The 21,765-nt window shown below is 45.5% G+C and carries 18 protein-coding genes; 9 read left to right on the top strand and 9 right to left on the bottom strand.

The window, feature by feature from the left end; translation table 11 throughout:
- Window positions 1–19: 19 nt before the first annotated feature.
- Entirely contained in the window at window positions 20–2,032 is a 2,013-nt protein-coding gene (locus EZE20_RS18235; RefSeq protein WP_132120339.1) for an FAD-dependent oxidoreductase, read from the top strand.
- On the opposite strand, the gene EZE20_RS18230 is transcribed toward EZE20_RS18235, so the two are convergent.
- Window positions 2,020–2,238 (bottom strand): hypothetical protein, encoded by a 219-nt coding sequence (locus EZE20_RS18230; protein ID WP_132120337.1) that lies wholly within the window; start codon window positions 2,236–2,238, stop codon window positions 2,020–2,022. The genes EZE20_RS18235 and EZE20_RS18230 overlap by 13 nt on opposite strands.
- A 241-nt stretch (window positions 2,239–2,479) precedes the next feature.
- On the opposite strand from EZE20_RS18230, the gene EZE20_RS18225 reads away from it, so the two are divergent.
- The 8 genes from EZE20_RS18225 (at window position 2,480) to EZE20_RS18190 (ending at window position 13,361) form a co-directional block, all read left to right on the top strand.
- The gene (locus EZE20_RS18225) at window positions 2,480–4,141 is read left to right on the top strand and encodes an FAD-dependent oxidoreductase (protein ID WP_132120335.1); all 1,662 of its coding nucleotides are present in this window, start codon (window positions 2,480–2,482) and stop codon (window positions 4,139–4,141) included.
- A 96-nt stretch (window positions 4,142–4,237) separates the two neighbouring features.
- The gene (locus EZE20_RS18220; protein WP_132120333.1) at window positions 4,238–5,482 is read left to right on the top strand and encodes an MFS transporter; all 1,245 of its coding nucleotides are present in this window, start codon (window positions 4,238–4,240) and stop codon (window positions 5,480–5,482) included.
- A 692-nt stretch (window positions 5,483–6,174) separates the two neighbouring features.
- Complete coding sequence (locus tag EZE20_RS18215; RefSeq protein WP_132120331.1) at window positions 6,175–6,627, top strand: CPBP family glutamic-type intramembrane protease; 453 nt, start codon at window positions 6,175–6,177, stop codon at window positions 6,625–6,627.
- Between the two features lie 12 nt (window positions 6,628–6,639).
- Window positions 6,640–7,305 carry a hypothetical protein gene (locus EZE20_RS18210; protein WP_132120329.1) on the top strand — a complete coding sequence of 222 codons (666 nt, stop codon included), beginning with the start codon at window positions 6,640–6,642 and terminating at the stop codon, window positions 7,303–7,305.
- Window positions 7,306–7,876: 571 nt separating this feature from the next.
- Entirely contained in the window at window positions 7,877–8,599 is a 723-nt protein-coding gene (locus EZE20_RS18205; protein ID WP_132120327.1) for a YqjF family protein, read from the top strand.
- Window positions 8,600–8,699: 100 nt separating this feature from the next.
- On the top strand, window positions 8,700–10,313 hold the full coding sequence (locus tag EZE20_RS18200) for an apiosidase-like domain-containing protein (protein ID WP_132120325.1): 1,614 nt from the start codon (window positions 8,700–8,702) through the stop codon (window positions 10,311–10,313).
- Window positions 10,310–11,764 (top strand): sulfatase-like hydrolase/transferase, encoded by a 1,455-nt coding sequence (locus tag EZE20_RS18195; RefSeq protein ID WP_132120323.1) that lies wholly within the window; start codon window positions 10,310–10,312, stop codon window positions 11,762–11,764. Before EZE20_RS18200 ends, EZE20_RS18195 begins: the two co-directional genes overlap by 4 nt.
- A 49-nt stretch (window positions 11,765–11,813) precedes the next feature.
- The gene (locus EZE20_RS18190; RefSeq protein WP_228713870.1) at window positions 11,814–13,361 is read left to right on the top strand and encodes an META domain-containing protein; all 1,548 of its coding nucleotides are present in this window, start codon (window positions 11,814–11,816) and stop codon (window positions 13,359–13,361) included.
- On the opposite strand, the gene kynU is transcribed toward EZE20_RS18190, so the two are convergent.
- The 8 genes from kynU to EZE20_RS18150 all read right to left on the bottom strand — a co-directional run bounded on the left by kynU (window position 13,339) and on the right by EZE20_RS18150 (window position 21,574).
- Window positions 13,339–14,622 (bottom strand): kynureninase, encoded by a 1,284-nt coding sequence (kynU, locus tag EZE20_RS18185; RefSeq protein WP_132120321.1) that lies wholly within the window; start codon window positions 14,620–14,622, stop codon window positions 13,339–13,341. The genes EZE20_RS18190 and kynU overlap by 23 nt on opposite strands.
- A 115-nt stretch (window positions 14,623–14,737) precedes the next feature.
- On the bottom strand, window positions 14,738–15,088 hold the full coding sequence (locus EZE20_RS18180) for a heavy-metal-associated domain-containing protein (protein WP_132120319.1): 351 nt from the start codon (window positions 15,086–15,088) through the stop codon (window positions 14,738–14,740).
- Between the two features lie 105 nt (window positions 15,089–15,193).
- Window positions 15,194–15,430: a heavy metal-binding domain-containing protein gene (locus EZE20_RS18175; RefSeq protein ID WP_132120317.1), complete on the bottom strand. Its 237-nt coding sequence runs from the start codon at window positions 15,428–15,430 to the stop codon at window positions 15,194–15,196.
- A 66-nt stretch (window positions 15,431–15,496) separates the two neighbouring features.
- Complete coding sequence (locus EZE20_RS18170; protein ID WP_132120315.1) at window positions 15,497–16,063, bottom strand: helix-turn-helix domain-containing protein; 567 nt, start codon at window positions 16,061–16,063, stop codon at window positions 15,497–15,499.
- Window positions 16,064–16,070: 7 nt separating this feature from the next.
- Complete coding sequence (locus EZE20_RS18165; RefSeq protein ID WP_132120313.1) at window positions 16,071–18,365, bottom strand: TonB-dependent receptor; 2,295 nt, start codon at window positions 18,363–18,365, stop codon at window positions 16,071–16,073.
- A 79-nt stretch (window positions 18,366–18,444) separates the two neighbouring features.
- Window positions 18,445–18,900, bottom strand: a complete 456-nt coding sequence (locus EZE20_RS18160; RefSeq protein WP_132120311.1) for an HYC_CC_PP family protein — start codon at window positions 18,898–18,900, stop codon at window positions 18,445–18,447.
- Between the two features lie 122 nt (window positions 18,901–19,022).
- Entirely contained in the window at window positions 19,023–19,229 is a 207-nt protein-coding gene (locus EZE20_RS18155; protein ID WP_132120309.1) for a heavy-metal-associated domain-containing protein, read from the bottom strand.
- A 110-nt stretch (window positions 19,230–19,339) separates the two neighbouring features.
- Entirely contained in the window at window positions 19,340–21,574 is a 2,235-nt protein-coding gene (locus tag EZE20_RS18150; protein ID WP_132120307.1) for a heavy metal translocating P-type ATPase, read from the bottom strand.
- Between the last annotated feature and the right edge of the window lie 191 nt (window positions 21,575–21,765).

Below are 21,765 nucleotides of genomic sequence, written 5' to 3'. Positions count from 1 at the left end.
TAATCCTGAACTTCTTTAAATGAAAAAACTACCTATCCTGCTTTTGCTACTGTTGGCAATTTGCCTCCCATCGCAACGCACAGAAGCCTTACCACCTCAAACTGCTGATGTCGTTATCTACGGCGGTACAGCGGCTGGCGTAATGGCGGCTTATACGGCAAAAAAAATGGGAAAATTGGTTCTGCTGATAGAACCCACCACGCACCTGGGTGGGCTCACGTCCGGGGGGCTGGGCTACACCGATATTGGAAATAAATATGCTATCACCGGCCTCTCCCGGGACTTTTACCGCCGAATCGGACAACACTACGGCAAGTTTGAACAATGGACGTTTGAGCCCAAAGTCGCCAAACAATACTTGCAGCAGTACCTCGACGAAGCGGGCATTAAGGTACTTTATTCGCATCGGGTGATAGCGGCTCAGATTAAAAATAAACGAATAACATCCATTGTGCTGGAAAACAGTATTTCTCCACAAACCTCTACGAATCAAACCGTTGCCGGAAAAATGTTTATTGACGCAACCTACGAAGGCGACCTGATGGCACGTGCCGGAGTGAGCTACGCTGTGGGCCGCGAAGCGAATAGCGACTACAACGAAACCATCAACGGAGTTCAGCTCATGAACGGTCATCAGTTCCCGGACGGAGTAGATCCCTACAAAATTCCGGGCAAACCGGAAAGCGGGTTGCTGTGGGGAATTTCTCCCGAAAAACTTGCCGCCAATGGCTCGGGCGATAAAAAAGTTCAGGCCTATAACTACCGCATTTGCCTGAGTTCAGACCCGGCCAATCAAATCCCGATCACACGGCCCGAAGGTTACGACCCCACACGTTATGATCTGCTGGTGAGGCTTTTTGAAAAGCAACCTGCCAAACAGCGACTCAGCGATTATTTTATATGGAGCCGCATGCCCAATCAGAAAACCGACATCAACAACCGGGGAGGTTTTTCAACCGATATGATTGGCATGAACTACGACTATCCCGAAGCCAACTATGCCGAAAGAGCCCGTATTGTGAAAGAACATGAACTGTATACTAAAGGACTGCTTTACTTTTTTGGTCATGACCCACAGGTGCCTAAACTGATGCAGGAGGAAATGTTGAAATGGGGCTATCCCAAAGATGAATACGTAGAAAATAACCACTGGTCGCCACAGCTGTATGTACGGGAGGTCCGCCGAATGATTGGCAGTTACGTTATGACTCAGGCCAATTGTCAGGGCAAAGAGGTCGTTCAGGATGGAGTTGGGATGGCTGCCTACACTATGGATTCACATAATATTCAGCGGGTAGTAGTTGACGGGCAGGTGAAAAATGAAGGTAATGTAGAAGTAGGCGGCTTTGGCCCTTACCCCACTTCGTACCGCTCGCTGATTCCGAAAGCTTCTGAATGCGAAAATCTGCTGGTGCCTGTGTGTCTGTCGGCCACGCACATTGCCTATGGGTCCATTCGCATGGAACCGGTCTTTATGGTGCTGGCCCAGTCGGCTGCTGTGGCAGCCTGCCTGGCGCTTGATGGAAAAACTTCGGTTCAACAGGTAGATGTTAAGAAATTACAAACCGAACTTACAAACAATCCACTGGCCAATGGCAGTACACCGGAACTGCTCGTCGACAATGAGAATAAAACACAGGTTTCTGTAAAAGGGAACTGGACAACAACTACCAAAGGCAGCTACGGGCCTACGGCGTTGGTTTCGGGTGCGCCAAACGGAGAAGAGCAATCGGTTCGATTTACTCCCGAAATTTCCAAACCGGGTATGTATAAAGCTTATATTTATTTTCCTAAAATTCCGGGATTATCGGCCATCAGCAGCGTTTCTATTCATGACGGCACACAAACGCGAACATTAGCCATAAAGGAATCAGAAATTGTGGTGGAAGGGCAAACCTCCGGCGAGTGGTTTCCACTCGGGGAATATACGCTTTCCAAAGGACAAAAGGCTTTCGTAGAAATATCTACCAAAAATTCCAATGGGGTAGTAATAGCCGATGCTGTTCTGTTTGTGCCCCATCACAAACCATAATATTTATCGTCGCGCCAATTTCCTGGATTGTTGGCAATATAATCAGCAATGCGTTGGTATTCAGCGTCGTCACGAATAATATGATCGTAAAAACGGGTTTGCCAGCCATTTTCATAACTCAATCGGTTAGCGTGTTTGGTAACCGCTGATTTATACGGACGCAGAATGAAAGAAACGGAATCTGCCTTAGGGAAAATTTTGGACATCTGTTCGTTTTTGGGCGGCGACAATCAATTCTGGTTTATCTAAAATAAAAACACCATGAATATGATTAGGCTTTACCAAAAATCACCTAATTCAGCCATAATCCCACCACCCGGTACGGGCATAAGGTATTCGGTATTAGTTGTAAAATTTGTCCATAGATCGACAAATTAATCACTAATTTTTATACAAACTCCTCACACCCTGAATTACAATTCTAAACCAATAAACCTTTTTTAAAAGATGCATTTTTTAAAAAAAATTACGCTCAGTTTGTTCCTGCTGACTTTCCTGGGGGCCTGTTCTTCGGTTCAAAACCAAAATTCTGATACCCGAACCGCCGATGTCATTATTTATGGCGGAACGTCTGCAGCGGTGACTGCAGCGGTGCAGGTCAAAAAAATGGGCAAATCCGTCGTAATTGTTTCCCCCGACAAGCATTTGGGCGGATTATCTTCCGGTGGACTGGGCTTTACGGATACGGGCAACAAGTCGGTAATCGGCGGACTTTCCCGTGAATTTTACCAGCGCCTTTATCAGCATTATCAGGAAGATAAAAACTGGAAATGGCAGAAAAAAGAGGAGTATGGCAACAAAGGGCAAGGCACGCCCGCAATGGACGGCAACAACCGCACGATGTGGATTTTTGAACCCCACGCTGCCGAGCAAGTTTTTGAGGATTTTATTAAAGAAAATAACATTACCGTGTATCGAGACGAATGGCTCGACCGCTCCGCCACGGGCGTTGAGATGAAGGACGGCAAAATTCAGTCTTTCAAAACCCTGAGTGGAAATACCTACGAAGGAAAAATGTTTATTGACGTAACCTACGAAGGTGACCTGATGGCCGCTGCCGGCGTGAGCTACCACGTAGGCCGCGAGGCAAACAGCGTGTACGGCGAAAAATGGAATGGCGTTCAAACGGAGGTATTTCAGCACGGACATTACTTCAAGTCAGACATAAGCCCCTACGTAGTGGCCAACGACCCCAAAAGCGGGCTCCTGCCCGAAGTATCTGCCGACCCGCCGGGTGAGTACGGCTCCGGCGACAACAAGATTCAGGCGTACTGCTTTCGGATGTGCATGAGCAACCACCCCGACAACCGGGTGCCGTTTCCGAAGCCCGAAGGCTACGACCCCGCCCGCTACGAACTGCTGCTGCGGGTGTTTGACTCGGGCTGGCGCGAAACATTCCAGAAGTTTGACCCGATTCCCAACCGCAAAACCGACACCAACAACCACGGCCCGTTTAGCAGCGACTACATCGGCAAAAACTACGACTATCCCGATGCTACGTACGAACGCCGCCGGGAGATAATCAAAGAGCACGAGCTGTACCAGAAAGGATTGCTTTATTTCATGCAAAATGACCCCCGAATGCCCGCCGATGTGAAGCAGGACATGCAGCAGTGGGGACTGGCTAAGGACGAATTTACGGACAACGGCAACTGGCCGCATCAGCTCTACATCCGCGAAGCCCGCCGCATGCTGGGCGAAGACGTCATGACCGAGCAGCACACCCTTGGCGAAAAGCCTGTGACCAATCCAATAGGCATGGGTTCGTATTCGCTCGATGCGCATAATGCTCAGCGTTATGTAAAAGCGAATGGTTTTGTACAAAACGAGGGCGATATTGGCGTACACCCCAAGCAGCCCTACTCCATTTCGTACGGTTCCATTTTACCCAAAGAAGCCGAATGTAAAAACCTGTTGGTGCCCGTAGCGATGTCTAGTTCTCACATTGCCTTTGGGTCCATTCGCATGGAGCCGGTCTTCATGATTTTGGGTCAATCGGCGGCAGCGGCGGCTGTGCTATCAATTGACAAGAATATTTCGCCCCAAAAACTAAGCTATGAACTGCTCGAAGCGGAGCTGCTGAAAGAGGGTCAAAAGTTAAAATTGTAATATTTTTTCAATCAATTAAGAGTTAAAAGCCCAATTTGTAGTCTCTTGTATTTTTAAACAAGCTATTCTACTTCTTATACCTGATTATTTATACCAATGAATGCCAACCTGCAACCTGCACGTTCTACCGCTTCGCATCTGTTCAGTATTCCCGTCATTGTGGCCGCCCTTGGCTATTTTGTTGACATTTACGACCTGCTACTTTTCGGCATCGTCCGCATTCCCAGCCTTGTTTCGTTGGGGCTATCCGAAGAGGCCGTGTCGTCGGTTGGGGCAAGTATTCTCAACTGGCAAATGACAGGCCTACTTCTCGGCGGTATTTTGTGGGGTGTATTGGGTGATAAAAAAGGGCGGCTTTCGGTTCTCTTTGGTTCTATCCTTACCTACTCATTGGCAAACATCGCCTGCGGATTTGTACAGGATGCCGAAACCTACAAAATTCTGCGGTTCATCGCGGGCGTTGGCCTCGCGGGCGAATTGGGTGCGGGCATCACGCTGGTTTCCGAAATATTGCCCAAAGAACTACGCGCCATCGGCACGTCACTCGTGGCCGGTATTGGCCTGTTGGGTGCGGTAGTAGCCTACTTTACCGTTGAGTTTTTCGACTGGCGAAACGCCTATTTTATCGGCGGCGGGCTGGGAATAGCCCTGCTGCTGATGCGCATCGGGGTTTTTGAATCCGGGATTTTTGCGCAGGTAAAAGAGCAAAAACACGTACAGAAAGGTAATTTCTTCGCCCTATTTACCAATAAAGACAGGCTGATCCGCTACCTAAAATGCATCGGCATGGGCCTGCCCACCTGGTTTGTGATCGGGATTTTGGCAACGTTCAGCAACGAATTTGGCAAAGCGCTCGGCCTGGAAGAAGCCATCAAGCCCGGCCTTGCCATCATGTGGTGCTACGTAGGTCTGTCCGCAGGCGATTTGTCGAGCGGGCTCATCAGCCACGCCCTCAAATCCCGCAAAAAAGCAGTGTTCATTTTCATGCTCTTTACGTTCATCGTGAGCGTCATCTATCTGTATGGAGGCATTTCTACCGCCAAACAACTCTACCTCTCAGCAGGCTTTTTGGGGTTAGGCATTGGGTATTGGGCCATGTTTGTAACCATTGGCGCCGAACAATTTGGCACTAACCTGCGCGCCACCGCTGCTACTACAATACCTAATATGGTTCGGGGAGCCGCAAGTGTTATGATCATACTATTCGCTTATTTCAAGGAATCATTCAGTGTAGCCAACTCTGGTGCATTGGTTGGTTTGATCTGCTTCGTCATCGGGTTTTACTCCATCCTGACGATTCAGGAAACCCACGACCGGGACATGGATTTTCTGGAAGAATAGTCTCACGCTCAGTATTTTATTTTTGGACGGCTCCCGTTGGGAGCCGTTTTTTTTGTTTTTTGGCGCTTTGTTTGGTGATGATGAGTTGAAGTTTTAGGATTCAAGTCAGGCAAATTATTGGCAACTAGTAGAGTATTTGTAAACAAAAACTTTCCCATCACAAAATGCTGCACATAAGCTAACCATCTATTTGCAAAAAAAGAAAAAACGAAAATTTGTAAAATATAAAGCAGAATTTATATTTTACAAGTATGAATGGCTGCTTCTGTTTAATTTTTGACAAAATTTAGAAATACTAAATAGAAAAATGTAACTGAGCTTTGATTTTTCTCAGCAAGGCTATTGGCAAAGGAATCAAAGTTAATTTATTTAAGTACATTCATTACTTTACCAACTATAAATATGAAATCAAATTTTTCACTTTTTGCATGGACGTTTTTCACAATTATTGGATGCTATTTATTCTTTAATGAGAATAATGATATTGTTCAAAAGTATTTAACAGTATTCTGGATCATTTTTGGATTGATTAATTTCGTCTTAAAATTCAAATCTGTATTTAAAAGAGTAAGTTGACAAATTTATATATTTGAATTTCTTATTGATATTTTTAGACAGATTTACATTTCAAGTAAAGCTTATAGCTTCACAAAATTCATTACCTCCTCTATACTCATGTTCAAATACAACAAATGGCTAGTAAGTCGAAAAATTTATCTTATTTTAATTTATTTTTTTCTTTTAATGAAATTATTGGTGATATTTTCCCTTTGCTTGCAGATTATCTAGGATACGCCAATGCTTTTGAATCTTTTAAATTAGGAAGCTTTCAAGAGGATCTATTTGTAAGTGTTAGTATTGCTCCTTTGATAGAAACCTTTCTCGCTCAATATCTTCCCTTTGTTATTTTAAGAAGATATACCCAAGATTTAATACTCATATATGTGCTCTCAGCTACTCTATTCGCTGTGGGGCATACCTATTCAAATTGGTATATGATAGCGACATTCGTAATAGGATTTATTTTTATCGGATTATTTGCAGTTTTATCAAAGAAAGGCAAATACATTGCTTTTTGGGGAGTAACAGGAGTGCATGCATTAAGTAATCTTATCGCAGTAATTTATCAATGGTATTGGCAATAGAATTTTATGAAAATGAGAAATAGTTTATTTTGGCCGCTACTCTTTTTTACTTTAACGGTAGTAGATATGATTTCTACTTATTATGTAACCCCGGATTTAAAACACGAAGGCAACCCGATTGTGAATCGGTATAATTTAGGATGGATTAGCTTTTTAGGATTTATGTTATTTACCAATATATTTTGGATAAGTCTTTATCTTTTTCACCAATTTATATTTAACTATAAAAATCGTACAAAAACCAATAATCTACATGAGTATGTATATCTATATTTTCTAAACCAAAATAAAAGCTTTATTTTTAAAGAATTAAAGGCAGATGGCATAACTGTTATTGAGTCACTTATTTATGCATGCACTAATTTTTTAGGATATTTTTGGATTCGTGTCTTATGCTATACAAAGTTATATGCCATAGTTGATAATTTTTTAGTTGGATTCTTTTTAAAAAACTTTGTAAGGACCAGGCAGGATGCACATAGAACGGAATATAGACTTACTGATCCGTCACTTATGGATCTTCCCGGTTTGGATTTCATTATTTGGTATGCCCATGAGCAAGCAGTTATTAAAGAAAATTGGTTTCCTATTTTCAATACAGCCATGATGGTATTGATAGTACTATTTTTTCTTCGGCACGAATACAAAAGAATCAATAATTTTCTGACTATTAATTAGATGCACACGCTTTTTCTCATTCTTGGTATCCTTTGCGGAATTGTTTATCTTTTTAGAAAAAAATGGTATTTTGCTTATTTCTCTTTTCTGTACCTAACATATTTTATTATAGCTGCGTAGAGTATTCAGTAATACCTTTTTTGTCTCGACCGTGACATGGATTTTCTGGAAGAATAGTCTCACGCTCAGTATTTTATCTTTGGACGGCTCCCGGCGGGGGCCGTTTTTTTTAGTTCTTATTTTCAAGTGACAAAAGCAACCGAAACCAACCACAATTGATTTTTATGAAATCAAAATGTATTTAAATCGCATCGCAACAGTAACAGGGCTTCACCCTGCGCTGATGGATTATGCCCTTTCAGGGCTGGATACAAATTAGCCCTGAAAGGGCGCAATCCGCTAGCATGGGGTGCAGCCCCATGGATGGACAGACGATCGGATGGACCCACGGACGGATGGATGATACTGGGGAATCTGGTTTTACCAGGTTAATCCTAAAATCAATAACCCGAAATAGTAAATGAATGTAGTATTTTTACTTACGTTTTAACTTTCCCCCTAAAAAACCCTCATGAGCTTCCTGCGTGCTGAATGGCGAAAATTAGCTTTTGCCAATTACGAAATTAATCCTGAAATATTGGCAAACTACGTCCCTGCGGGTACAGAGCTTGATTTCTGGGAAAATCGGTGCTATGTCAGCCTGGTTGGTTTTATGTTTATGAATACCCGTCTGTTAGGCGTAAAAGTGCCTTTTCATGTAAATTTCGAGGAGGTCAATTTGAGGTTTTATGTCAAACGGCTGGAACATGACGAATGGAAGCGAGGGGTGGTTTTTATTAAAGAAATTGTCCCAAAATATGCGCTGTCGTTTGTCGCAAACACCCTCTATGGTGAAAAGTACGAAACCCGCCCGATGAGTCATAGTTGGCAGGAAAATTCCACTGAACAAAAGGTGGAGTACCGCTGGAAAGTAGCCGAAAAATGGATGTCTTTTGGTGTATCCGCTGCCCTTGATACATCCACAATTGCACCTGGAAGCGAGGCCGAATTTATCACCGAACACTATTGGGGCTACGCCCGAAAAAGCGCCAATACCACCAACGAATATCAGGTTACGCACCCAACCTGGCAAAAGTATGAGGTGCAGGATTATACCATTCAGGTAGATTTCGGACAACTTTACGGACCCGAATTTGCCTTTCTCAACACCCAAAAACCGCTTTCAGTGCTATTGGCCGAAGGATCGGACATCACGGTAGAAGGCAAGAGGAAGATTTCAACAATGAACTTTTGAATATAAAATAAGAAAGGCTGTGGCGATCGTCAGAAAATAAGAGTATCAAAATTAAGCAGGACGCTTTTTTACGTAAAGAACCTAAACCTTTATGTAGTCTATGCGTACCTCATTTTCTTTGTTTTTGATTTCCCTGCTTTGTTTTTCTCTTACCTCCCTTGCTCAGACGGGCCTTTGGATGAAGTACGAAAAACAGTTTGAAAGCAAGAAATCCTACGGAAATCCACTCTACGACGTGAAGGATTTTTCTGTGCGCTTCACCTCTCCTACCGGCAAAATCAAGACTATTCGTGGCTTTTGGGACGGAGGCACAACTTTTCGTGTGCGCTTTGCTCCTGACGAAACCGGCAGCTGGACGTACGTTACAACCTGCTCAGATTCAACCAATTCGGGTCTACACAAACAAACCGGAAGTTTTTCGTGTGTGAAAAAAGACAGTCCGTATGACATCTACACAAAGGGGAGTATCATTCACCCCAAAGGCTCGTACTACCTTACTCACGCCGACGGCACACCTTTCTTTTATACGGCCTGCACCGCCTGGAATGGCCCGATCAAATCAACTGATGCTGAGTGGGATACGTACCTCAAAGACCGCGTGGCTAATCACTACAATGTCATACAATTTGCGACGACGCAGTGGCGGGGCGCATCCAAAAACAGCACAGGACAGGTAGCTTTTACCGGCAGCGGACGAATCGAAATCAACACGGATTTTTTTAAATTACTGGATAAAAAAATCGACGAAATCAACGCACACGGACTTATAGCGGCACCGGTTTTGCTGTGGGCGTTGCCCGTATCGACGGGCCGGGAACTGAGCCCCGGCTATTACTTACCTGAACCTGAGGCGATTGCCTTAGGAAATTATCTCGTAGCTCGCTACGGTGGACATCAGGTCATCTGGTTTTTGGGCGGCGACGGGCAGTATGTACGTGAGTATGAGCAACGCTGGAAAACCATTGGTCGTGGCATTTTTGGCAAGGAACATCCCGGCGTAGTAGCGATGCATCCGCAGGGCGGCTCCTGGATTGGCAATGAATACGCGCATGAAGATTGGGTTGATATTCTGGGTTTTCAGTCCGGCCACAATGCCTCTCCCCGCACGCAGGAATGGATTACGGAAGGTCCCGTGGCCCGCGAATGGACGCAGCTTCCGCCCAAAGTTTTTATAAATCTTGAACCTTGTTACGAAGATATTGTACCGGGTGTAAATGCGCCGGAAGTACGCAACGCAAGTTATTGGAGTGTGTTTTCGACGCCGGTTGCGGGTATTTCCTATGGAGCTAATGCCATTTGGCCGTGGATTCGGGCGGGCGAAGAAATTGAAAATCACAGCAAGCCGCATATCCTGCGCACATGGGAAGAAAGTATCAAACTCCCCGGTAGCGTACAGGTTGGTTACCTGGCGAATTTCATGCGGCAGTATGCATGGTGGCAACTCAAACCCGCGCAGCAGTTACTCGTAAGTCCAACACGTCGCGGGGAATTTGTGTCTGTCGTGCGCTCCGATGACCGGAAGACAATTATGGCTTACGTACCTAAACCTACGTTGGTAAAACTCTATAATCCTGGTAATGATGCTTTTGAAGGCAAGTGGTTTGATGCCGTTGCCAATAAAACTACGGCGGCAAATCTGGTTTTAAAGAATGGCTTTATTGAAGCTACACCTACTGCCTCAAACGATGCCGTGCTGATTTTGACAAAAAAATGAGAAACAATCTAAATCTGTTTTTGGTGTTGTTTGGACTATTTAATTCGGTTGAAATAGTGGCCCAAACGTCAAAACCAAATATTCTATTCATATTCGCCGACGATCTGCGAGCAGATGCGCTGGGCTGCTACGGAAATTCGTACGTAAAGACACCTACGTTGGATAGTTTGGCCCGGGCAGGTACGCTGTTTTCCAACGCTTATATTGTAGGCGGGCATCACGGCGCTGTGTGTGCGCCAAGTCGGGCGATGCTGATGAGCGGACAATCGTTTTTCAGAGTAAAAGATAAACTCAATGGTGTGCATACGTTACCAATTCATTTGCGGCAACTAGGTTACACAACATTTATGACCGGCAAGTGGCATAACGAACCCGAAGCTCTTGCTGCCGGTTTTGATGAGGCTCAGAATGTTCTGCTCGGTGGCATGGCCAATCATTTTGAAGTAGCTGTGCGGGATTTACAACCGGGCGGTTCGTTCACACAGGCTGTGAAGAAGGGATTTTCTACCGATATTTTTACTCAAAGTGCTCTTGATTTTCTCGAAAAACAATCGGAAGCAGAGCATTTTTTTGCCTATGTTCCGTACAGCGTTCCGCACGATCCGCGCTCGCCTTTGCCGGAGTATCTGAAACTATATGATGAAAAATCGGCTCCGCTTCCGCCTAACTTCATGCCGTTACATCCGTTTAGTTTTGGCAATTCGATGGGAATCCGGGACGAACTGCTGGCACCTTTTCCCCGAACACCGGAAATAATCCGGGCACAAACGGCTGAATATTACGCACTCATTACTCATTTGGATCGTTCCGTTGCACGTCTGATTCAGAAACTTCGGGATAAAGGCCTCGACAGACAAACGCTGATTGTCTTCACAGCCGACAACGGCCTGGCATTGGGCAGTCATGGATTATTGGGAAAGCAAAGCGTGTATGAACATTCCATGCGGGTACCGCTGATTGTGGCCGGTGCGGGCATTCCAGAAAACAAAAGGTCTGATGCATTTGCCTACCTTTTGGATCTTTTCCCAACGCTTTGTTCCTATGCCGGACTCGAACTTCCAACCCACATTGATGGAAAAAATTTACTACCCATTATACTGGGAAAACAAAAATCGGTTCGTACGCATGTACTTACCGCATACATGGATTTTCAACGCTCGGTACGTGACTCGCGTTACAAGTTAATTCGCTATCCGGCCATAGATTCGACTTTGCTATTTGATTTGCGGAAAGATCCACATGAGCTCAAAAATCTGGCAGAAAATCCACGCTATCAACAAAAAATAATAGAACTAACCGCTCACATGCAGCAGGAACAACAAAAACTCGGCGATCACCTGCCACTGACAGCCGCTCAACTTATGCCCAAGACCTGGGATTATCGAACGATCGTTCGCAAGCCCGATCAGTGGCAACCAAAAGAAATAGTTGAAAAATACTTTAAGGAGTAATTATGAAGTAGTTCAAACTGGCAGAAAAGCAAACTAATTTTGCTCGAAAATGTTAACTCAGAATCAGTTACACATTTCTACTTTTGGTTTAGAGAAAAATTTCCGGATTAACCTCATCCTGTTTATGCGCCACCTTCCGATTTTCTCCCTTTTATGTAGTTTATTGGCTACAAGCTCCCTGCTTTCTGCACAATCCCTTCGTCCCGGTTTTGATAAAAACGAATACCTGGAAATGCTGAAAATTTCCGCTAATTTCGGCGATTCTTCCTACGTGGCCGCTTTTCCCAAACCGGAACGTTTTGACTTTGTGTATCGCTCACCGGTAGTTGGCCTTGACAATCGTTGGGATTTATGGGTCAGTAAAAACAAGATGCAGCCGCAGGCGGTACTTAGCCTTCGGGGAACTACCGCAAACAGTGTCAGTTGGTTAGGAAATTTTTACGCGGCGATGGTTCCGGCCAAAGGCGAACTAACGCTGAGCAAAACAGATACTTTTCTGTACAAATTAGCCGAGCATCCTGCGGCCGCGGTGCATGTAGGGTGGTTGGTCAGTACGGCTTTTTTGGTCAAGGACATTTGGCCAAAAATTGATTCCTGTTACGCAACAGGCACCAAAGATTTTCTGATTATGGGCCACAGTCAGGGTGGTGCTATTGCTTACCTGCTGACGGCTTACCTACATCATTTGCAACAAAATGGACAGCTCCCCGCTGACCTTCGGCTTAAAACCTATTGCAGTGCAGGGCCCAAACCCGGCAACTTGTATTTTGCCTACGACTACGAAGCAGCCACGCAGGGCGGTTGGGCCTTCAACGTGGTCAATTCGGCCGATTGGGTGCCCGAAGTCCCGATGTCGATACAGACTTTGGAAGATTTTAACGTAACCAATCCGTTTGTCAATGCCAAAGGAATTATAAAAAAGCAGAAATTACCGAAGCGCGTCGCCATGAAATATGTATACAATCGGCTCAGCAAGCCTTCTCGCCGGGCGCAGAAAAACTATCAGAAATACCTCGGAACGATGACGGCAGATTTGGTTAGTAAAAATCTTTCGGGTTATGTGCCTTCCATGTATTACAACAGCAACAATTATGTGCGTACAGGGACAACGGTGGTACTGTTGGCAGATGAAGAATATATGAAAGAATATCCCGACAATCCTGAAAAAATATTTGTTCATCATTTTCACCCACCGTATCTGGCTTTGACCCAAAAACTAAATTATCCCGAAAATTCAGTTGATGCAATGACCGAAAATGCACTATCCGGAACCTGGGAAGCGACGTTCGTTTCCAGTTCGTCCGAAGAATTTGAAGCGCTTTATCCAAACAAAAAACCGACGCTGACTTTTGATTTGTCTACCAATCGGGTATCTGGCAATAGCGGTTGTAACTCGTTGAATGGTCCAGTGGAGATTCAGGGGAATTCCATTCAGTTTTCTTCGCAAATGGCGATGACGCGCATGTTCTGTCCCGGCGCTGGTGAAACAATTTTCTTAAAAGCACTTGCAGCGGCAACTACTTTTTCACTGGAAAATCAAAACACCTTGCACGTAAAGAATAATGGGTTGTTACTCATGAGTTTAAGGCGGAAATAAAGCGGTCGATTTCCTGACCTACCTTGTAAACATCCTCAAAGGAATTATAGAGCGGAACGGGGGCAAGGCGAATGCAGTTAGGCTCACGCCAATCGCCGATAATGCCCTGATTCACCAAATAATCAAACAACATTTTCCCATCTTTTTGTACCAGTAACGATAGCTGACAGCCCCGCGCTGCCGTTTCGGTTGGGGTAAGAATTTTTATTGGATTGTGGTATTTCAGATTGATTTCCTGCAAAATAAATTCCAGAAAACCCGTTAAACGCTCACTTTTAGCCCGGAGATTTTCTATTCCGGCTTCTTCAAAAATCGCCAAAGAAGCGCGATGAACTGCCAAAGCCAGAATCGTGGGCGTGCTCAATTGCCAGCCGTCGGCACCCGACATAGGTACAAAACCGGGAGCCATCTCAAAGCGTCGACTTTCATCGTATCCCCACCACCCTGCCAGCCGGGAAAGGTTTTCGGCGTGGTGTTTTTCATGAATAAAAATTCCGGAAACACCTCCGGGGCCCGAATTGAGGTATTTATACGAGCACCAAACCGCAAAGTCAACGCCCCACGCATGCAACCGAAGCGGTGCATTTCCAATGGCATGTGCCAGGTCAAAACCCACAGAAATATTGTACATATGAGCCTCTTGAACAATGCGTTGCATGTCGTATAGCTGCCCGGTGTAGTAATGCAGGCCACTCATCATTACAAGCGTGAGCGAATCTTTATGACTGCGAATTGCCGACAGAATTTCTTCTGTTTTCAGCGTATTTTTTCCATTAGCCGGTTTTACTTCCAAAATCGTTTGGGCCGGGTCAAGCCCCCGGCTGCGAACGTGCGTTTCGAGTGCGTATTGATCCGAAGGAAAATCTCCGGCAACGGTTAAAATCTTATTTCGAGCACCTTGCGGCTGATAAAAACTCGTCAGCATCAAGTGCAGATTGACCGTCAGATTATTCATCGGGCACACCTCCGAAGCTAGTGCGCCCACCATTCGGGCGAGGGGTTCTTTGCAGGAACTATGGTACGACAACCACGGACGTTCGCCTTCAAACCAACCTTCTACCCCATGATTTTGCCAAACCAAAAGCTCGCGTTCGAGGGCTTGTCGGGCCGAAACCGGCTGTAAACCGAGCGAATTGCCACAAAAATACAGCAACGGCTTTCCCTCTTTTTCAGGAATTAAAAACTGAGTTTTAAAGTGAGCCAGTGCATCGTTTTGATCCTGTTGCAAAGCAAACGAAAGGGTATTCTGAAAATCGGGCATAAGGTATGAAAAGGCGTAAATTTTTTATTTAAATAATGAGGGCGAAGAACTGAAAAGAACGCTCTAAAATACAAAAACCGGGTAGCTTTTGGCTACCCGGTTTTGCATTAGTTTTTCAGTGTTTTCCATCCGAATGCGGCGCGGCAGTTTTTCGGCAGCAGGCCGGCAACTTGTCGTGCGATTTTTGATCAGCAGGCGCTTCGTCTGCATCATAACCGGTGTTGGTAATGATGGATTTGATTGACGCCAAATCGGTTTTTTTAGGATTATATTTAATGGTCATTACTTTATCATCCAGGTTCAAATTGGCTTCTTTGACACCTTTTGACAGACCAAGGTTTCGTTCCAGCCTTTCTTTGCACATTTCACAAATAGCTGAGGTTTTGATTTTTACTTCTTTTTCACTTTGCGCAAAACCGGCGGTTAAAGCAAAGGAAAAGAAAATGGAAAGAATGATCGTTTTCATGATTTTTCGTTTTAATATTATGTTAAAATTTATTTTACTTTTTAAATCCTGATTGGGATGGAGAAATAAAAATTTGATTACGTCTGAATCAGAACTATCAAAAAATTACAAACTATCCGCTTCTGCCATAGCTACTTCTGCCAAATCCATTTTGCAAACGGGGCATGTTCCGGCTGCATCATAGGTCTTCTCACCTTCACATTTCATGGGGCAGGCGTAGTGTTTGGCGGCGGTAGTTTCTACGGCAGCAGGGGTTTCTTCCGTTACGGTTTCGGTATTTTCTTTTTTGTCAGAACAGGCCAACAAAGCACTAAAAGCTACTAAATAAATTAATTTTCTCATGAATTCAGAGTAGTTTACAAGTTAGATATGAATAAGAAAAAAGGTTTAAATTTATTGAAACAATTTTTAGATTCGATCCAGAGTTTTCCGATTGAGCCCTTCCATTTTCTTATATTGACCCGGTGTCATTCCGGTTATTTTCTTAAATTGATTTCCCAAATGTGCTGCACTACTATATCCCAATCGCCAGGCAATTTCTGTCAAAGTTAATTCACCATAGGAAAGCCATTCTTTTACCTTTTCTATTTTTTGGGAAATAATGTACTGTTCAATGGTATTTCCGGTTTCCGAAGAAAATAAATGGCTTAGATAGGAATAATCATAACCGCATTTTTTGGATAGAAAATCAGAAAAATTAACGTGAGTTGGCTTATTTCCTTTGGCGTACTGAACCTCTTCAATAATCAGCGTTTTGATATGTTCGGCTACTATTTTCTTTTGCTCATACAAAATCTCAAATCCTTCTGCTTCCAGCTTTTGGTTGAGAAGTTGCAGTTGTTCAGATTTAGGAGTTCCGCCAATTTGCAATTGGCCAAGTTCCAGCGCCATTACACGCAAACCGAGTGATTCTACTACTTCCCGTACTACTTTATTACAGCGGTCGCAGACCATGTTTTTTATCGTAAGTTTCATGGGCGGGCTATCTTTTGATTTTATAACGCATTCCTGCATACACCATGCGACCCACGATTGGCGCCCACACAATTCCGGCATCAAATTCCCGGCCAAAAGGATCATTCGCTCCTAAAATCGGATTCGACTGTCGGTAATTTCCCAGATTTTCGCCGCCGAGATATACGTCCCACATGCGGAAAGTACGCGTGATCTGCGCATTCAGATTGAAAAAAGCGGGGGCAATATCCGTCGGCATATCCACGTACGACGTATGATCGTAGGTCGGGTCAAGGTTTGGAATTCGGCGTTTGCCGTTCCATTGCACCGTAAAATCAAACTTCCATTTGTCGTAAGGCAGCGCGTATCCTGCATTAAACAAAACCCGATCCCGGTTGATCATCATGCGGGGTAGCAGCACTTGCTCGCCAAAAGGCTCGCCCATCGTTTGTTGAACGTCAAACAATCGGTACGCCAATTTGATTTCGAGTCGTTCAATCGGGTTCAGATTTAGCTCCGCCTGAAAACTATTGGCAAATGCTTTATCCTGCAAATTATAGAAGTACAAAAATTCCGGATGTTCCAGATCGCCAATCAGCTGATTTTGAAAACTTGTTCGGTAGTAGTCCAGAATCCACGTGCCCGACATACCTCCCAGGTCAAACTCCCGTGTAAGGCTTGCGCCGTAATTCCAGGATACCTCCGGGCGAATCTGCTCCCGAAAAACCACCGTGCGAGAGCTTACCAGATTGCCAAAGTACTCAGCCAACGGGTTGCTTACCCGAAAACCCCGGCCTGCAGACAGGCGAAGGGCCGTGGCGCGGTCAAGTTGATATTTCATATGCACTCTTGGTGTAACCTGAACGCCATAAAGATTATGAAAATCGATGCGGTTTCCGGCCACAAGCGTAACCTTATCGAGGTTGTTGTAGGTATATTCAAAAAAGGCCCCCGGCACCGATTCGGTACGCAGCAAGGTTGTGTCGCGGTAGCGTTCGTTGTAGTCATCCAACAAGTAACTGACACCCGTTTTGAACGCATGATTTGTGTTCCCAATAATGGATTGATAAATCAGATTTCCGTACAGCGTTTGCTGCCGTCCGTTGTAAGGCGTAAATCCAAAAAAGGATCGCTGATCGTGTACCGAGGCGTTCATGATCAGCCCAAGTCCTTTGTAGGGTTGTTCGGGAAAGAGTTTGGCGATTTTAGAAAAAACCTCCATCCGGTTGACTTTCGCTCCAAAACCATAGACCGGAGCACCTGCCGACTGCCGCTTATCGGGCGAGAAAGTTGTTTGTCCACCCGTGCGGTCGTCGTGCAGGGCCTTAACGCCAAACTGCGCCATGAGCCGTTCGCTTTGGTATTTCCAGCGCTGCACGGCATTGAATTGCGTATAAAGCGGCAAATCCAGAAATCCATCGCCATTTTGGTCGATCCGGTTGCGAAGCGTGCTTGCGTGAGTCAGCAGGCCGGTGCTCCATTTTTCGTTGAGTTGATGCGAAAGATTGAGGTTAAACTCAGCGCGGCCAAAGTTGTTGACGTAGGCATTGGCATAGAGTTTTTCGCGGCTGTCGGGTTTCTGCAACTCCACATTTATCTGACCCGTCATGGACTCGTAGCCGTTTACGACCGAGCCCGCTCCTTTGCCTACATCAATGGATTGAATCCAGGTACCGGGCACAAAATTGAGCCCAAATGTGGTAGCCAACCCACGGATCGTTGGGATATTTTCTACGTTGGTTTGGATGTACGTTCCGTTCAGGCCCAGCATCTGAATTTGTTTTGAACCCGTAACGGCATCTGCATAGGAAACCGACACGGACGCATTGGTTTCAAAACTTTCGGAAAGATTGCAGCAGGCCGCTTTGGCAAGTGCCCGCGAGGTAATAATTTCCGTTTGAATGGGCGACATCCGGTCGATGGTCGTAGAATTTCCGCGAATAACTACTTCATCCAAAGACTTTTCGCTTCTCAGCACAAATTCAAGTTCAGAGTCAGCACCTACTTTAAGCGAATCTGGAAAATAGCCTACATAACTCACCACCAGCCAGTTAGACTGTGTGGTGCGTGGTAATACAAATTTCCCGCTTGTATCTGTGGCCACACCCAAATTGGTGCCGGCCCACTGCACATGCGCACCAATGAGCGGAGATTTGCGAACGGGGTTTTGCGAAATCTCATAGACCGTACCGGAAACGCTTTGGGCATTGGCAGAATATGCGGTCAGAAAAAAGATTCCTGTCCAAAAGATAAAGGATCGAAAGAACCAAACAGGTTGGCGGAGAAACGATTGATAAAGATATTTTTTATTAAACTGATTCATAAAAATCCTGACTGAATACTAGATAGACCTGCGCTTTTTCACCCTGAAAAAACGACGTACAATCAAAAACCAGCCTGAATCAAATCAGGAAACAATCAATAAAAATGAGCATAGTTCGCCCGTGATAGAGCGAGGAGAATGTTCTAAGAGAAGAAAAACAGGAGGTTGCCGTTGCTATTCCTGATGCGAGATGCGCCTGAAACCCGAACCCGGGAATTACGGCAGAGAATGGAAGTGCTTTGAGGAATTTGGACGAGCCGGAGGTTGTGGAAGAAACAACTTCAACTTTCTCATGTTTTTGGTGTTCGTCGCAGCAGGCTTTTTTCTTAAAAACCGCATGCGAAGTTTCTTTTGCTGGAAGCGGCGTTGTTTTTTTACAGGCACCACAGCCTTTCGCCTCGCCCGAAACAACCAACTGCACCGATTTTCCGCGCATCATACACTGATGTTCCACCAGGCCAAAGCCCGTACTGCTCAACAGCACAAGTGCGGCCATGAGCAGGGTGAACATACGGTGTAATTTACTCTTATTCATGATGGTAGCAGATCGTTATCAGCGGAAATTCTGTGGCAAATCCCGGACGGATTGCCTGTGTTTATAAAACAAAACTGTGGTCCTTTGGTTCAGCGGGTTATAAAAAATGCTTTTTACATAATTCAAATCACCGTAGCTACGTAGCCCGCCTTTTGAAGCTGTTGTTCAACAACCTCGCTGTCCTTTTCGGTCGTAACGGTCAGGATCCGGTCCGGGTTTTTGAGGTCTACCTCCCAGGATTCAATCCCGTTTTCGGGACTAAGAAACGGAGTCACTGCCGCAACGCAGGCTCCACATTTTATATTGGTTTTGAATTGATGGGTTGTCATAGTTGGGTATTTAAATTCTCTACAAATATCCGAAATAGCTTTTAACAAATCGTTACAGAATTTTTGGTGAGGCTTACATGATTTTTGAAATTAGTTATAAAAACATCCTGTCACAGCTTCATTCCCCGCAGCCGCAAACTATTGGTCACCACCGACACCGAGCTCAGGGCCATTGCTGCGCCTGCGATCATCGGATTTAGCAAAAAGCCATTGACAGGATACAACACACCCGCCGCCAGCGGAATGCCGATCAGGTTGTAAATAAAGGCCCAAAAAAGATTTTGCCGGATGGTAGCTACCGTCCGGCCCGAGAGCCGAAGGGCTTTTGGTAAAGCCAGCAGGTCGGACGTAATGAGGGTCATCTTGGCAACATCCATTGCCACATCTGAGCCCCGTCCCATCGCCACGCTGAGGTTGGCCTGCGCCAATGCCTGCGAGTCATTTATGCCATCACCCACCATCGCTACTATTTTCCCTTCGGCTTGAAGTTTTTTTACAAAATCCATTTTATCCTGCGGTTTTACCTCGGCCAGATAGTGTGAAATACCCACCTGTTTCGCTACCTGTTCGGCGGTTTGGGCATTATCGCCCGTGAGCATATACACCTCAATTCCCTGCTTTTGCAGCTTTTGAACTGCCGCAACAGAAGTTGGCTTCAACTGATCGGCCAGGGCAATTATCGCAATTTGTTGACCTTCACAGCCCACAGAAATAACCGTTTGGGCAGCCTTGCGGAGTTCAGCTTCCTTCGTTCTGAGTGCTGAATCAAAGTTAATTTTCTGATTTTCCAGAAAAGCAGGCGTACCGATCACATACGTTTTGCCGTCTACTTTACCACTAACCCCCTGACCTGTAACCGACTGAAAATCTACAACATCGACCGCTTTTCCAGTTTCTCCGTCGCTCGCAATAGCCTGCGCCAGCGGGTGTTCTGAGCGGCCTTCAATGGCCCGAACCGCCGCCTTGTGTACGTCCAGATCCGCTTGGTTGGCCTGCCAGTGCCAACCCGAAACTTCTGGTCGGCCTTCGGTGAGAGTTCCGGTTTTATCCAGCACAACGGCATTTACCTTATGAGCAATTTCCAGACTTTCGGCATCCCGTATGAGCATGTTATTTTCGGCTCCTTTGCCCACGCCGACCATAATTGCCGTAGGCGTGGCGAGTCCAAGTGCGCAGGGACACGCAATAACCAACACCGAAACAGACGTAAGCAACGCATGCGTCAGGGCGTTTTCACCGCCTGCAAGTATCCAAACGGCAAAAGTCAGCAGGGCAATTGACAACACGACAGGCACAAAAATTCCGGCAATTTTATCGACGAGTCGCTGCACGGGAGCTTTACTTCCCTGCGCTTCTTTGACCGTGCGGATAATCTGCGCGAGTACGGTTTGTTTACCTACTTTTTCAGCTAAAAATGTAAAACTTCCCTGTTGGTTCAACGTTCCGGCAAACACCTCCGCTCCCGGTTTCTTTTCCGCAGGCAGAGGCTCGCCCGTCATCAGGCTTTCATCCACAAACGAATGCCCCGACCGCACCCGGCCATCTACCGGAATTTTTTCTCCTGACCGAATCAACACTTCATCGCCAATGCGTACCTCTTTTGCACTGATTTCCATCTCTTCACTCTTGCGGATTACACGAACGGTTAAAGGCTGCAAATCCATCAATTTTCGCAAGGCATCTGATGTATTCGATTTGGCGCGTTCTTCGAGCAATTTTCCCAACAAAATGAAGAAAATAATGATAGCTGCGGCCTCAAAATACACGTGCGGTTCGAGGCCACGCGTGTACCAATAGTCAGGAAACAAGGTATTGAACGTACTGAACAGAAAGGCAATTCCCGTGCTGAGAGCCACGAGCGTATCCATGTTTGACCTGGCGTGACGGGCTTGTTTCCAGGCATTTATAAAAAAATCTTTTCCAAAAATTACCAGTACCGGGAGCGTCAGCGCCATCATGATATAGTTAACGTAGGGCATATGCATGAAAAACATCCCGAGAATCATGACCGGAATTGCCAGGGCACCCGCGCCAATCGTCCGTTTTTTTAGTTGCTCGTAGTGTGCCTCCTGAATCTGCTGTTGTTTTAGCTGCGCGTCGTCTTCCTCCTCTTCCAGAAGGAAGCCATAGCCTACGCCCTGCAAGACTTCATCCATTTCGGTCAGGGAAATAACCGCCGGGTCGTAGGTAACCTGGGCAGATTGATTGGCATAATTTACCCCGATTTCCATCACGCCATCGGTATGTTTGAGCATTGATTCCACACTTGCGGCACAGCCCGCGCAGCTCATGCCCGTAACCGGCAGGGAAATTTTCTGGGTGATTGGTTTTATATCCGTTTCCATTAATTTTTTAGTAAAATTCTGAGCCTGTCGGCAGCTGAAATAGCTCTTTGCCGGCAAGAAAACCCCTAAGCATACAAAGGTAGCAGACCTGTCGGCGGAAACTGTTACAAAACTTTGCCTGAGCTTTACATGATTTTGCCATTTGTAGCCGGATATACGTTAGAAAACTAAATTTCATCCTCAAAAACGCT

It is taken from the genome of Arundinibacter roseus (assembly GCF_004348825.1).
Taxonomy (GTDB): Bacteria; Bacteroidota; Bacteroidia; order Cytophagales; family Spirosomataceae; genus Arundinibacter; species Arundinibacter roseus.
Note: the sequence above shows the minus strand (reverse complement) of the source record. Positions and strands in the feature narration are given on the sequence as shown.

Excerpts from the sequence above, each read along its gene's own strand:
- EZE20_RS18235 (WP_132120339.1), top strand. The coding sequence starts at position 20 with ATGAAAAAACTACCTATCCTGCTTTTGCTACTGTTGGCAATTTGCCTC.
- EZE20_RS18175 (WP_132120317.1), bottom strand. The coding sequence starts at position 15,430 with ATGAGAAAATTAATTTATTTAGTAGCTTTTAGTGCTTTGTTGGCCTGT.
- EZE20_RS18160 (WP_132120311.1), bottom strand. The coding sequence starts at position 18,900 with ATGAATAAGAGTAAATTACACCGTATGTTCACCCTGCTCATGGCCGCA.
- EZE20_RS18200 (WP_132120325.1), top strand. The coding sequence starts at position 8,700 with ATGCGTACCTCATTTTCTTTGTTTTTGATTTCCCTGCTTTGTTTTTCT.
- EZE20_RS18205 (WP_132120327.1), top strand. The coding sequence starts at position 7,877 with ATGAGCTTCCTGCGTGCTGAATGGCGAAAATTAGCTTTTGCCAATTAC.
- EZE20_RS18230 (WP_132120337.1), bottom strand. The coding sequence starts at position 2,238 with ATGTCCAAAATTTTCCCTAAGGCAGATTCCGTTTCTTTCATTCTGCGT.
- EZE20_RS18195 (WP_132120323.1), top strand. The coding sequence starts at position 10,310 with ATGAGAAACAATCTAAATCTGTTTTTGGTGTTGTTTGGACTATTTAAT.
- kynU (WP_132120321.1), bottom strand. The coding sequence starts at position 14,622 with ATGCCCGATTTTCAGAATACCCTTTCGTTTGCTTTGCAACAGGATCAA.
- EZE20_RS18225 (WP_132120335.1), top strand. The coding sequence starts at position 2,480 with ATGCATTTTTTAAAAAAAATTACGCTCAGTTTGTTCCTGCTGACTTTC.
- EZE20_RS18180 (WP_132120319.1), bottom strand. The coding sequence starts at position 15,088 with ATGAAAACGATCATTCTTTCCATTTTCTTTTCCTTTGCTTTAACCGCC.
- EZE20_RS18215 (WP_132120331.1), top strand. The coding sequence starts at position 6,175 with ATGGCTAGTAAGTCGAAAAATTTATCTTATTTTAATTTATTTTTTTCT.
- EZE20_RS18210 (WP_132120329.1), top strand. The coding sequence starts at position 6,640 with ATGAGAAATAGTTTATTTTGGCCGCTACTCTTTTTTACTTTAACGGTA.
- EZE20_RS18155 (WP_132120309.1), bottom strand. The coding sequence starts at position 19,229 with ATGACAACCCATCAATTCAAAACCAATATAAAATGTGGAGCCTGCGTT.
- EZE20_RS18190 (WP_228713870.1), top strand. The coding sequence starts at position 11,814 with ATGTTAACTCAGAATCAGTTACACATTTCTACTTTTGGTTTAGAGAAA.
- EZE20_RS18170 (WP_132120315.1), bottom strand. The coding sequence starts at position 16,063 with ATGAAACTTACGATAAAAAACATGGTCTGCGACCGCTGTAATAAAGTA.
- EZE20_RS18165 (WP_132120313.1), bottom strand. The coding sequence starts at position 18,365 with ATGAATCAGTTTAATAAAAAATATCTTTATCAATCGTTTCTCCGCCAA.
- EZE20_RS18220 (WP_132120333.1), top strand. The coding sequence starts at position 4,238 with ATGAATGCCAACCTGCAACCTGCACGTTCTACCGCTTCGCATCTGTTC.
- EZE20_RS18150 (WP_132120307.1), bottom strand. The coding sequence starts at position 21,574 with ATGGAAACGGATATAAAACCAATCACCCAGAAAATTTCCCTGCCGGTT.